The 13182-nt window shown below is 48.4% G+C and carries 11 protein-coding genes; 3 read left to right on the top strand and 8 right to left on the bottom strand.

The genetic code is table 11. The features are described from left to right. Window positions 1-179: 179 nt before the first annotated feature. The 4 genes from ABD880_RS13385 to ABD880_RS13370 form a co-directional block, all read right to left on the bottom strand. Window positions 180-731 (bottom strand): hypothetical protein, encoded by a 552-nt coding sequence (locus ABD880_RS13385; protein WP_345167000.1) that lies wholly within the window; start codon window positions 729-731, stop codon window positions 180-182. Between the two features lie 36 nt (window positions 732-767). After that, window positions 768-3092 carry a TonB-dependent receptor gene (locus ABD880_RS13380; RefSeq protein ID WP_345166997.1) on the bottom strand — a complete coding sequence of 775 codons (2325 nt, stop codon included), beginning with the start codon at window positions 3090-3092 and terminating at the stop codon, window positions 768-770. A gap of 211 nt (window positions 3093-3303) precedes the next feature. Continuing rightward, window positions 3304-3630 carry a hypothetical protein gene (locus ABD880_RS13375; RefSeq protein WP_345166994.1) on the bottom strand — a complete coding sequence of 109 codons (327 nt, stop codon included), beginning with the start codon at window positions 3628-3630 and terminating at the stop codon, window positions 3304-3306. Window positions 3631-3962: 332 nt separating this feature from the next. Then, window positions 3963-4178, bottom strand: a complete 216-nt coding sequence (locus ABD880_RS13370) for a hypothetical protein (RefSeq protein WP_345166991.1) — start codon at window positions 4176-4178, stop codon at window positions 3963-3965. A 369-nt stretch (window positions 4179-4547) separates the two neighbouring features. On the opposite strand from ABD880_RS13370, the gene htpG reads away from it, so the two are divergent. Then, window positions 4548-6374, top strand: a complete 1827-nt coding sequence (htpG, locus tag ABD880_RS13365; protein WP_345166989.1) for a molecular chaperone HtpG — start codon at window positions 4548-4550, stop codon at window positions 6372-6374. Between the two features lie 181 nt (window positions 6375-6555). Here the strand turns inward: htpG and ABD880_RS13360 are convergent, their stop codons facing one another. From ABD880_RS13360 to ABD880_RS13350, 3 genes are all read right to left on the bottom strand, one after another. Further along, window positions 6556-7494: a hypothetical protein gene (locus tag ABD880_RS13360; RefSeq protein WP_345166987.1), complete on the bottom strand. Its 939-nt coding sequence runs from the start codon at window positions 7492-7494 to the stop codon at window positions 6556-6558. A gap of 99 nt (window positions 7495-7593) precedes the next feature. Beyond that, on the bottom strand, window positions 7594-8691 hold the full coding sequence (locus ABD880_RS13355) for a serine hydrolase domain-containing protein (protein ID WP_345166984.1): 1098 nt from the start codon (window positions 8689-8691) through the stop codon (window positions 7594-7596). Between the two features lie 162 nt (window positions 8692-8853). Continuing rightward, complete coding sequence (locus ABD880_RS13350; protein ID WP_345166982.1) at window positions 8854-9606, bottom strand: DoxX family membrane protein; 753 nt, start codon at window positions 9604-9606, stop codon at window positions 8854-8856. 333 nt (window positions 9607-9939) lie between these two features. On the opposite strand from ABD880_RS13350, the gene ABD880_RS13345 reads away from it, so the two are divergent. Next, a complete protein-coding gene (locus ABD880_RS13345; protein ID WP_345166980.1) occupies window positions 9940-11511 on the top strand; it encodes a hypothetical protein in 1572 nt (523 codons plus the stop codon). 135 nt (window positions 11512-11646) lie between these two features. Continuing rightward, complete coding sequence (locus ABD880_RS13340; RefSeq protein ID WP_345166978.1) at window positions 11647-12264, top strand: hypothetical protein; 618 nt, start codon at window positions 11647-11649, stop codon at window positions 12262-12264. A gap of 62 nt (window positions 12265-12326) precedes the next feature. Here the strand turns inward: ABD880_RS13340 and ygiD are convergent, their stop codons facing one another. Beyond that, window positions 12327-13157, bottom strand: a complete 831-nt coding sequence (gene ygiD / locus ABD880_RS13335; protein ID WP_345166975.1) for a 4,5-DOPA-extradiol-dioxygenase — start codon at window positions 13155-13157, stop codon at window positions 12327-12329. Window positions 13158-13182 lie beyond the last annotated feature (25 nt).

The following is a 13182-nucleotide window of genomic DNA, read 5'->3' as shown; positions in this document are numbered from 1 at the left end:
TTTAAAAACTTGATTGGTTTTATGATTAGCTGCTGATGCCGTTACGGCAGGGAGGAATTCTAGCGAGCGCTATGGCTCAAACCCCTAAGAGCAATAGCACTCCACTAGAACTGTTCACCTGATACAAGCCACCTTACAAGGCAGGCGCATCAGCTTCACATTAAACTGATAGGTAGTTGTTACTGGATAGTAGCAGGAAACGTCACTTCTACGTCTGTCTCACCGGTATTCACTGAGTTGTTCTTGGTGCCCGGCTGGTGTTTTAGAATCACGCGGAGCGTTCCTGTAGAGGCAGCCGCCGTAGTCATTCTGGTAGTGATGCCCAATGGCAGGTTCTTGCTGTCTTGATCTGTGTAAGCCACTGTCAGGTTCAATCCTGTAGACGGCTGGTAGAAGAACTGATGCTCATCAGCTTCCTCCTTTACTTCTTGCGTAATGTCTTCAGCGGGGGTCTTAGACTCGTCTAGCACTTCAACCCTCACATCATAGACCTTGTTAGCCGCCAATTGCAAACCATTTACAATAGGTGCCTGCCCTCCGGGGCCGTCTACGTCTTTGTACGTGGCCATGATCATGTTACCGCCGCCCTGAGGGGTTGCGTGCAGACGCACGGTGGTAATGAGTTCTTCTTCATTCTCTGGCGTAGGTTCATCATCATTTCCACAACCAGTGGTCATGAACACAGAGGCGGCAAACAGAATAGCAAGGGATGGTTTCAAAAATGATTTCATGTCGTTTTTAATGTATGTGGGTTAATTAAAATTGAGTTAAAAGTTGAGCGGGATGCTTACCCGCAGGGTAATGGACCTGCCCACTTCATCGGCGTAATACCGGAAGCGGTTCAGGTAGTCGCGGTAGGCGGTGTTTAAGAGATTTCGGCCCATGAGGCCAAGTTCAATCTGTTGCTTGCCCAGTTGCAGAGTAGTGCCCAGTTCAGCGTTCAAGAGAAAGTACCCGGCCGGCGGCAGGGCATAGTCACGCGCCAGGTAGTTGTCTGGGAGATTGCGTTGCTTAGACACCCGCATGCCGCTCACAGAGACAAAATTCTCCGTGAACGTTTCCTGGGCGCCAAGCTTCTCCAGAGAATACCTCAGGTTTCCTTCAAACCGGTCTGTAGGAATCCAGATCAAGTACTCATTGGCAGATGTATTGTAGCCGCGCACCAGAGAAGCCTTGCCTCCTAGCAACAGGTGGTCTGTCAATTGATACGTGACGCTGGCGTCCAGCCCCGTGAAGGTGGCATCAGCCTGCTGCTGACGGGCCGTCAGGAAGGCACCCCTGATGGTGAGCGTAGGCACCGTGTCTGGGGCTTGATAAATGTAGTTGTTGATGTAGTTTCTGTACACGCTTACCTCGCCGTTCAGACGCTGGTTCTGGATGTAGGCCAGCGTAGCCGTAAAGTTATAAGCGCGTTCCACATCCAGATTGGCATTGCCATACTCATACGTACCCGTGCCGTGGTGAATGCCATTGCTGTACAACTCACTGGTAGTAGGAGAGCGCCAGGCGGTGGCCGCATTTACGCTCAGGTTCAGGTGCGGCCCTATGTCATAGATAGCCCCCAAGGTTCCAGACAAGTTCTGGAAGCGATGAGTAGGCGTGAGGAGCTCATTGTCCAGATCAGAATCCCCGGTTTTCTGGGGTGTGTCTTTTCTGAACAGCTTGGCTTCCAGGTTTCTATAGTCATACCTCAGGCCAGATTCTACGTGCCACTTGCCTCTGTCCCAGCGCTCTATCCAGAACAGACCGGCCGTGTGACTCTGGTAGAAAGGCACGAAGAACCGGCCCTCATAGCGGTTGAACTGGTACATGTAAGTCACCCCCATGCTTCCGTTGACGTTGCCCCAGGGCTTATGCTCCCAGACGGCCTCAGTGTTATGCGTGACAATCTCAAACCGAAGACCCGGACGTTCAGACCCGCCGTGCGTGTCATATTCTTCGCGCTGGTTGAACTGGCGCGAATACATCAGATTAAGCCGGCCCAGGTTCTCTGTTCTATAGAAAGCCTTGAGCTTAAGCAAATCATGCGTCACGTTCTGGTAAGGCCGGTCAATGGCATAGGTAAAGAATGCCTCGGGCTCTGGCCTCTCGCGCTTGATGGCGTTTCTGATGTCTGTCAAATTGCCCACATGCGAACCAGCAAAAACCCCCAGCTTGGTATCAAACCTGCTAAAGAAGGCCTCCACCCCGTACTTCTCCCGGGTCCAACCCGCAGCCCCTGAGAAATTCTGCTCCTGGTAGCCGGTGTTGGCCAGGTAATAGTCTGGCGTTTTGCTGTTGCCCGCTTTCTTAAGAGTGCCCTGCAAACGCCAGCTAAAAGAAGATAGCCCGGCTGGGTTTCCTTCTACCATGGCAGATGCCACGCCTTGGCGGTTGTTGCTCACGCCCACCAGGTTCAGCTCGGCACCCGTGCCCACAGAATCTCTGAGCGGACTAGGCTCTACCAGAATCACGCCGCCAATGGCATCGGCGCCGTAGCGCACGCCGGCCGCTCCCTTGATCACGGTCAACTCAGAAGCTACAAACGGGTCAATCTCGGGGGCGTGCTCTGAGCCCCATTGCTGGGCCTCGTGCCGAACACCATTGTTCATAACCAGAATCCTGCTACTGTGCAAACCATGAATCACCGGTTTGGCAATGCTAGGCCCCGTCTGAATGCTGGACAGCCCCGTCATGCGCTCCAGCGCCTGCGCCAGGGACTGGCCCTGGGTTTGGTCTAATTCCCTTCCGCTTAGCTGGCTATTGCCCTGTATGGGTTGATCCTGGTGCCGGGTACCCGTCACCTCAATGGAGTGTAACTGCAGGGCATCTGGATGCAAGCGCACGTTAGTGGTTTTAGAACTACGCAGGTTCTCCTCTAGTTTCTCATTGGTGTACCCAATGTAGGAAACCACTATGCGGTAGGTGCCAGGGCACAGATTCCTGAAGGCATACCTGCCATTAGCATCTGTAACACTAGTGAGCTGCGTACCTTCCAGAACAACAGTGGCACCAATCAAGGGACTGCGGTCCTCATGATCCGTAACCGATCCAGAAAGTACCAGAGCACACCCCTGGCTAGGAGAAGCACTTACATCTTGAGCAACACCCACTAACGGGAGCCCGCTCAAACACAGCAAAAAGCAGATAAGGTAGCGCAAACGAATAAACGTAAAAGAAAACGGAATTCTTACAGGAACGCGATTACCATGCACCCACGCCAAATAACGCGTACGCCCTGATAAACAGCGAGTTACTCCCCAAGGAATTATACATCGGCTAGAGCCAAGGCACAGCTATAGGAAAGCAGGAAATTAAGAAGGGTTATGCCAATGCAGGAGGACCGCGCGGCGAAGAGGTATGTGGGTAGCTGAACTTCCAGATGAACGCAAACCCGTCATGGTAGCTGTCTACCAAAGGAGCCTGCGCCGCAAAGTACACTACTTGCTCAGACAGTTGGAACGGCGTGTCAAACAATTCAGCGGTAGGGCAGTGGGTGTGTTTGTTGTCTAGGTGCGGCTTACTTTCATCATGCGCCTTGTGCTGGGTATGCGCGTGGGCGTGCAGTGTCACTAGCACCTTTTCAGGTACCATCACCCGCATAAACAGCAGGAGTAACAGATAAGCACTTATGTTCCTTAAGGCGCGCACAGACAATAGGTTAATTCACAAATATAACAGTGTGATTGACATTTCAATAGAATTGCCAAATTCTACCAACAGGGTCCAAGTATTTTAGGTTTAAGTTAAATACAAATACGTACATCGTTTGATTTTGGCTTGTTTTCTGGAAAAGAGGCAAAAAACGATTCTATTGTTGGTTGTTGATTGCTGATTCATCTTCTGATGTAAACACCCCTCTACTGAGCTTCGCTCGCTGCCTCAAACTCTCGTTTGGGCAATCCTCAAGGGGAGAATCTATCACTTGGGACGGCATTGGTGTAGACCCTCGATAGTGCAACCCTCAAGGGGGGAGTCTGCGGTTAGTAGAAGTTTGCTACGTGCACCTGATCCAGTCTTTCTGGCGAGTCGCCTAAGCAGGTTGCCTCCTCTGGCAGGACGGCGGTCATGCCCCGGCAAGAATCGTCAAATGCCCAAGGAAGTAGCCATGCAAAAGAGGCAAGCTGGTACAGCGCGAGGTGGGAAGACGGGGCCTCGCGGCCGTGAGCGCTTGGCGGTAAAAATGCAATGAAGGGCATAAGGGCACCGGAAGGAAGAACCTTCTCAGGGACAGCCAACGGAAGCGCACGGCAGAGAATCACGGAAATGGCATCCGCACCATATAAGGGGGCGCAAAGTTTGTCAGAAAGGCAGTCTGGGTTGTTGGTGAGAACACCAACAACGGCGGGGATATTTACCGTATTTCAACAAACAGCAATCTCAAAACCCGTTTTTCGTCTATTTCCCAGAAAACAAGCCAAAAACGGAAAACAGCCCTATCAAACTGACATTCCCAAAACCCAAAAAAACCTCTTGTTCCTGCCATCCTGTCACAAATCACGCTCTGGAACAGCTTTTGCCAAGCCTCTCCTACAAAAGCAACACACATCATTTTATAGATATAGGAAATGGAAGAAAAAGGCACGATTTCGATTCACACCGAGAACATTTTCCCCATCATCAAGAAGTTCTTGTACTCAGACCACGAGATCTTCTTGCGCGAATTGGTATCCAACGCCGTTGACGCGACCCAGAAAGCCAAAAGCCTCTCCAGCATCAGTGAGCTGAAAGGCGACCTAGGTGAGCTGAAGGTGACCGTGAAGGTGGACAAAGAGAAGAAGCAGATCATCATCTCGGATAACGGGATTGGGATGACCGCCGAGGAAATCAAGAAATACATCAACCAGATTGCCTTCTCTGGTGCCACTGAATTTGTGGAGCGCTACAAAGACTCCAACGCGGACAAGAGCCAGATCATCGGGCAGTTCGGTTTAGGGTTTTACTCGGCGTTTATGGTGGCCAGCACCGTGGAGATTGACACTTTGTCGCACCAAGACGGCGCAGAGGCGGCCCACTGGACGTGTGACGGTTCTACGGAGTTCACCATTACCAAAGGTACCCGCACGGAGCGCGGAACGGATGTGATTCTGAACATCGCCGAAGATTCTGAGGAGTTCCTGGAAGAAGCCCGCATTCAGACCATCCTGAACAAATACTGCAAGTTCTTACCAATCCCGGTAGAGTTCAACGGCGAAATCATCAACAACCCAAACCCTATCTGGACCAAGTCGCCATCTGACCTGACGGACGAGGACTATAAGAACTTCTACAAAGAACTGTACCCTTTCTCTGAGGACCCGCTGTTCTGGATTCACCTCAACGTGGACTATCCGTTCAACTTGACCGGTATCCTGTATTTCCCGAAGGTGAAGAACGAGTTCGATTTCCAGAAAAACAAAATCCAGCTCTATAGCCGCCAGGTATTCATCACCGACGAGGTGAAGGACGTGGTGCCGGAGTTCCTGATGCTGTTGCACGGCGTGATTGACTCCCCGGACATTCCGTTGAACGTGAGCCGTTCTTTCTTGCAGGCCGATGCGAACGTGAAGAAAATCAACACCTACATCACCCGTAAGGTCGCTGATAAACTGAACGAAATTTATAAGAAGGACCGCACCGCCTACGAGGAAAAGTGGAACGACATTGCGGTGTTCGTGAAGTACGGCATGCTGTCAGATGACAAGTTCTATGAGAAAGCCAAAGACTTTGCGTTGCTGGAAAACACCGAGAGGAAATTCTCTACCCTAGAGGAATACCGCAACTTGGTGCAGGCCAACCAAACCGACAAAGACGGCAATTTGGTGATTCTGTACACCACTGATGTGGAGAAGCAGCACGCGTTCATTGAGACGGCCCAGAACCGCAACTATGACGTGGTGAAACTGGACACCATGATTGACCCGCACTTCATCGGGCAACTGGAGCAGAAGCTGGAGAAAACTACCTTGAAGCGCGTAGACGCCGATACTATTGACAAGCTCATCCAGACAGATGCCAAGCCGGAAAGCGTATTGTCTGAGGAAGAGACTACGCGCCTGAAGGAGATGTTTGAAAAAGCCATTGACAACCAGAGCATGACCGTGGGCGTGGAAGCTCTGAGCGTAGATGACCAACCGGTGATTATCACCCTGCCTGAGTTCATGCGCCGCATGAAGGACATGAACCGCATGGGCGGTGGCGGTATGATGATGATGGGCAACTTACCCGACATGTACAACGTGACCATCAACGCCAATCACCCCATCAACCACCGCATCTTAAAAGCCAAAGACGACCGCGGTGAGAAGATTGCCAAGCAGGCCTATGACCTGGCCTTGCTGTCGCAGAACATGCTTTCCGGCGCAGCCTTGACTGCCTTCGTGAAGCGCAGCGTGGAATTGATTGACAAAGAGTAGTAATTAAGTTTAGTTGTTTGGAAGAGGCCGGAGAGATTCGGCCTCTTTTTTGGGGGGTAATTGAGCCACAACTCACCTCAAATTTGTCATTCTGGAAGAACCTTGTGGGCGAATTGTAATTACGGTTCAGCAAATTGCTTTTCTAGCTATTGTGCTTTACCAAAATAACATTTATAGACTACTAATAAGGACATCCTTCTTCATACAAAGTATGGATCAATTCCTTTTCCCGGTATTCTTCCAACAACCTATACGCAGTTGCTTTACCGCCTTTCTGTAGTGCTTGAAAATAAGGCTTAACTAATCTATTTGCTTCTGAGGTAGGACCAACTTTATCTAAAAGCTTGTAACCATCCGCAAAATAAGAATTAACCTTTGTGCTATCAGCCATGTCCATAACAGGCGTATTATCCATTCCTTCTAGAAAGTAGGTTAAGTATTCTTTTTGTTTTTCTTTGCTCTGCCAAATCATTACAAATGCTGGGTTCTGTTTTACAAAATTCTCCCACCAAAGAATACGGTTAACAAATTCAGTCTCCGTAATGAAGATGCCTCCGTCAGTACTAAAACCATCCTCATTCTCTTTCTCCACTTGCGCCAAATACTTTTGCATAGTGGAGCTTACAAAGGGATAAAAGTGGCGTGCTATAAAATCTCTATTTTGCTTTAGATAAGTGCTGCCATCTTGATAGTCAACTAGAAAACCATTTGCTTGTACTAAGTCTCTGTATTCTTGCAGTTGCTTTGAAATTGGTTCCTCTGAATCATTCACCAATGAAATAAAGTATTCGGCAGTATCATATTCATGGACTTTGTTGAGTTCATCATTAACTTTCTGATAGAAATTCTCAAACAGCACATACCCAGTATCTGCCGATGTAACTGGCTGGCCCTTATATAGCGCTTTGTATTTTTCCACAGCAATAGACACGTTCTCAGCCTTGCCAATTGCCAAGTTGTCTAATAATGCATGGTAAACGTCATAAGGATCTTCAGTGGATGCCTTTGTTACTTCTACCTGTGTACCCTTCAAATTGTCTGTAGCCATAGATGCTTTCTTCTGTTGGCAAGAAGACATTAGGTAAAACGCAGTAATAGCTAAAAAAAAGAGTTGCTTCATCTGGGTTTATAATAGGCGATCTTTACTAGCAATAGATGTACAATGTCATTAAAGATACCGTTTTCAGCCTAATTCCTCCAAAACAAGTCAAAAACGGCATTATTTCTTTATCACTGCATTCACCTTCTTCCAGAGGTCATTCAAGAAAACCACCGGCACCTCGTTGTCATCTGGGTTGTCACCCATGCGCACGAGGATGAGGTTCTGGCTGGGGACTATGTTGAGGAACTGGCCATTCTTGCCCATGGCGGCAATCATATCTACAGGGGCATCTGGGACGGCGCTACCAGAGAAGACCATCTGCGAGGTGGGGAGCATGAACGAAGACTGACCGTTAAGCCACCAGAGGTAGCCGTAGGAGCGGTTCAGGTTCTGTGATGGACTGGTCATGGCCTGGAAGAACTCGGCGTCTTTGAGCACTACGGTTTTATCCCAGGTTCCTTTGTTGAGCATGAGCAATCCAAAACGGGCCATGGCGCGCGCCGTACTGAAGTACACATAATCATCCCCTAGGGTCATCCAGAAACCTCCCATGCCAATCTTGTCGGCTAGCTGGGTTTTAAAGTAGGTGTCAAAATCCTGTTTGGTGGCTTTTTCGGTTACTTGAGTAAGTAGGGTATAAGGCCCATTGTGGTAGGCCCAGCGGGTACCAGCATCTGCTTTGTACGTAAGGCAATTGGCCGTGTAGCAGTGAGGGTTGGGCACCAGGTCGTTCAGGCCGGTGGTCATAGTGAGCTGGTGCCGAATGGTGATTTTGTCTTCCTGCGCGGGAGTGAGGCTGGTCCAACCGGTGCCCAGGTATTTGGAAGTTTTATCCTGGATGGAAAGATGCCCGTCTTCTTGGGCCTTGCCAATAAGAAAAGCGTTCAAGGTCTTCCCCGCCGAGGCCCAGTACCAGTTACTATTGGCCGTGAAGGTGGCGCCATTGGCCGCTTTACCGTTGTAATACTCAATGACAATCTTACCGTCCTTGAGTAAGAGGAAAGCCCGGGTATTGCTCTGGTTCAAAAATTCATCTAATGCCGCAGCACCCGTCGCACTCCAACCCAGACTTTCTGGTGTAAATGTCTCCCAGACAGAAGAACCCACCGCCGGGAAGTACAGGTTTTGGGCAGTGGGCGCTGGAGTGACCTCGTCTTTTTTACAGGATAGCAGGCTAAGGCCAATGAAGGCAAACGCAACAAGAATTCTTTTCATAGCATAATGTCAGTTTGTCTTTTGATGTTGCTGCCAGAGAAAAGTTAAATCTAGCGGCGGCACCTGGTAACAACCAACCGTAAAACTATAAAAATAGCAATTACTCTATATTCAAAATCCTGTCATGGATACCACCCTTCTTTATGTTTGCTACCGTGCTGCTTAAACACCAACAACTATCTGCTTTTGGCGGGTAGACAGCCACATCTGCACTAAGAGGAGCAGCAGAATTCCGGCACTACAAAGGGCAATGGTTACATGCGTGTAGGGTAGTTTCATGCCCAGCGTCAACAAGCACATATTCGCTATTGCCAACAACACAATCACCTTCTGCAGTTTAGTGAGCCCAATAGGTAATATCACTGTTGCCCCGGCCAGTAGAAACGTCAACAGCCCAGCGGCATTGGTCAAGGGATAATTGAACCTGGAAAGACCTAGCGTGAGCACAGCAGCCCCTATCACTGCCCACGGTAGCTTACCTGTTCTAAAGGTATCTAAGGCGTAAGGCGCAACAGGCAGGGCAGGTTCTGTAGAAAATAGAAATTTAAAGCGCTTCCATTCATACAGCAACATGGCCAGGTTCAGACTCAGGAAAACGGCGTTCACATACGGCGTACCGGTCCAGTTCTGAGAAATGGTCACCGCAATAATGGCAATGTTCATGGGCACCAGCATTACCGCGCCCAGCAAGCTAAACCGCTGCGTGAACAGCAAGGCACCCAGCACCACCTGGCACACGGCCACCACCTGCGCGAAGAACGCCAGACCATGCTTGGCCAGCGCCTCTTCTAGCCACGGCGGACCAATCAACTGCCCAAAATTACCCTGCGTGAGTTTGCAGACGCCCGCAGAGAAAAACACATAGCCCAAGAAAAGGCGAATGAGCAGCACCAGAAAGTCTTTGTTTTGAATCATGGCAATAGACAGTTTAATGAACAGAACGGGCAAGCATTATGCTCTACCTGACACTAAGTAAATCAAGCGTTTCTACTCCTTCAACTCTTTTAGACCAACCGCCACTGCATCTAGACCAACCGGCCAAATCCCTGGAAAACAAGAATCCGTTTTTGACTTGTTTTCTGGAAAACAGGCTAAAAACAAAAGTACCTTCGCCATCCTCTTATTTAAGACACCTCCAGCAGCCTCTAAAGAAAGAGCGATAATTTATTCTCAGATTTGACTTACCTATACCCATTCATTGGTATTAACCCACTCCACCCCATACACCCTTTATTACCCTTTAATTAAATGAAGAAAATTTACGCACTCCTCCTTTTAGGCTTTCTGTCTAAAAGTGTTAACACGCATGCTCAAAAAATAGAGCTTACCGTCAAGTCTGATTACAAGAATAAAGTTATTCCAGTGACGGGCAAACGGGCGTCAGAAAAGGTGAATGACAATCTTTTCCTTATGTTTAAGGAGATAGACAAAAAGAAATCAGCCATAGTTGGGTATGATGCCGCCACGCTTACTCAAAAAATGACCATTCCTTTAGAGTACGGCCAATACTCACGTCCCCTATTTAAATTCAACCCTGAAAGCAATCAAATCTTTGTACTGGAGAGCTATGCCAGATCAAATATTTACACCAAGAAAGGCCATGACTTTAAAGCTTCTGTGTATGACCTACAGGGTAAGTTGGTAAAGACAAAAGACGTTACGCTAGATATTCCTTTGCTCTCTCCCTTGGTAATGCCCAAGGCTTTTAAGGCTCCTGTATCGGCGGTAGTGCCAAGCGTACTTAGCACCTATGAGGTAAACTTCTCTGAAAACGGAAAATATTTGTACGTTCTAGAAAAGGCACCCAAAAAAGGCAAAGGGGCGCTTTTGTTTGTATATGACATCAATCTTGAGGAATTGGTCAAGAAGGAAGTTAAAACAGGTGCCAATGAAGACATTGAGGCTTCTGCCATCACTAATAACGGGGAGATGGTCCTGGTAATAGCAGACAAAAAGGATAAGGCAGCATTCCTGAAATTAGACGCCACAGGTAAGGAGCTCTCCAGAGTTCCTGCTAAGCACCAAGTAGGCCCCAAAGAAAGTTTCGGGAGCTATAACATTAAAATAGCAGGTGAAAGGGTGCTAGTAACAACAGAGAAGAACTTCAATACCTCTGAGCTAATGGCCATTCATGTCTTTGATCTAGATTTCACCAACAAGGCCAGCAAGCTTTACAAAACCAAGGAATTTGACAAAGGCTATGTTGCTCAACTTTACAATAAGGTGAATGACAAAGACGTGCTTCATGGTGGCCAGATGCTCAGCAAGAAGTTTGACAGGCCTAAACTTATAAAATCCATGAAAGTGCAACAGATTTTGGTAGAGGGATCTTCCATCTACCTTGTGTCTGAAGCCATCAATAACACAAGCACTACCCGCACCACCAGCATGCCTGTTGGCACCACCGGCCAGACAACCACTTCTTCTAAAACTATTCCCTTGATCTTTGCTGAAGATATTCTTGTCACAAAGTTTGAAGGCGGTGAGAATACATGGAACAGTGTAATTGGTCGCAATTTTATGGTAAAAGATTTGCGTGCGGCAGACATGACGCAGTCAATGGTAAGCCAAAGCAACACCAACATTCACATACTCACCACTGAGTCTTCTAGGGATAAGAACAACATATCTGCGTACGCCAGAACCGTCAACAAGGCAACTGGAGAGATAAGCAGCCCTAAAAGAATAAACGAAAACAAGTTTGTCACCTTCTCTAACTTTGCCTGCTGGCTATCACCAGACCAGGTAGTGCTGTTAAGAACCAACAAAGCTTTTGCGGGCAATGGCGGTTATTCTCTAGAGAAAGTCTCTCTCAACTAGTCCAAAACCCTTCATCATTTTGCCACCCCCAAGGTGCGATTATAGATGTAGCCAGTGCAGCTCTTGGGCTGTGCTGGCTCTTATGTTTCTGTTATGAGTGCCAGCACAGTCTTTCAGGGGACTTAACAATTGAATATGACAAGCCGAATTATACAAGGAATTATTTTCCTGATGATTATTATAAGCCCCATAGCAGGCTCAGATGCCATGGCGCAGAAAAGCAGTTGGCAAATAGATAATTTTAGGATAGGAACTGGCGCTACTTATGGTTTTCAGTCTGGTACCTTAAAAGAGATAAGAGCATCTGAGAACAGTCCCGGCGTCTATGAAACCCAGGAGTCTACGCTTAAACTGGGCAACCTCCTTATAAACGCAGAAGCTGTATTCCCCTTCTATATGACTCCCTCTTGGAGTGTGGGGGCTAAAGCAGGGGCGTCCATAGGGTTACAAATGGTCAGAGAGCAAACAGATGATTTTAATGGGGGCGTGATTTATGATTTCCCGCAGTTCCTTTACTACCGCAACTATCAGACCTGGCTAGACTTCACCGTGTTGGCAGGGTACAAATACACCAATGCCCCGTTGGCTACTCATTTTGCAGTAAGCGGTGTAGAGGTACAAGTAACAGACAGGATATCTGCACGGCTCTATGGCTCTTTAAACAACTATAAAAACCAGATTTACAGAAATGGCGGTGAAGAAGCTACCGTTACCTTAAGAGAGTTTGGTTTTACTCTCATTAGTACGTTATAATCGTTTGTTACCTACAAAAGAAAAGGAGGCCATATAGAAGCCTCCTTTTCTTTTTGTACTTTTTATGCCCCAATCTTCACCGAGGTCATGGTCAAGGAACCGCCCACCATCTTGTCATTAAAGAAGGATGTTTCCTCGTTTTTGCCCTGCAGGCCCAAGGTGTACAGAAGCGGCAGGTAATGCTCTACCGTGGGGATGGCCAACAATGCTTCTTTGCCCATGGTCTGGTAATTGATCAAGGGTTGGTGGTCACGGTTAGAAATCATGTCCTTGAACTTCTCATTCATGGTTTGGGTCCAGTCAAAGCCGCCGCCGTTGATCAGGTTCCAGTCCATCATGCGCAAGTTGTGCACCATGTTGCCACTTCCCATAATCAAGACGCCTTTCTTGCGCAGCGCCTGTAGTTCCTTGGCCAAGTCATAGTGGTACTGCGGGCCTTTTGTATAGTCAATGCTCAGTTGCAAGACCGGGATGTTGGCCTCTGGGTACATATGGCGCACAATAGTCCAGGTGCCGTGATCCAAACCCCAGTCATGGTCCAGTTCCACGTGGGTAGATTTGATAAGGTCTACGGTTTCCTTGGCCAGCGCACCATGGCCGGGCGCGGGGTACTGCACGGCAAACAACTCCTGCGGGAAGCCCCCGAAATCATGAATGGTCTTCGGGAAGTCCATGGCCGTAATCTTGGTACCCTTGGTAAACCAATGCGCCGAAATCACCAGCACCGCAGTGGGTACCGGAATGTCCTGGGCCAGTTTCTTCCAGCGTTGACTGAATTCATTGTCCTCAATGCCGTTCATGGGCGAGCCGTGCCCTACAAACAGCACTGGCATGGTATAGTCTTGCGGCACTAGGCCGTCGGTAAATTTCTTGAATGCGCTTAAACTTGTCATAGCGAGTCCTCCTGTTACAGCTAGT

The sequence above is a fragment of the Nibribacter koreensis genome (assembly GCF_039541795.1).
GTDB classification, from domain to species: domain Bacteria; phylum Bacteroidota; class Bacteroidia; order Cytophagales; family Hymenobacteraceae; genus Nibribacter; species Nibribacter koreensis.
This window is presented reverse-complemented; position numbering and strand designations above follow the sequence as displayed.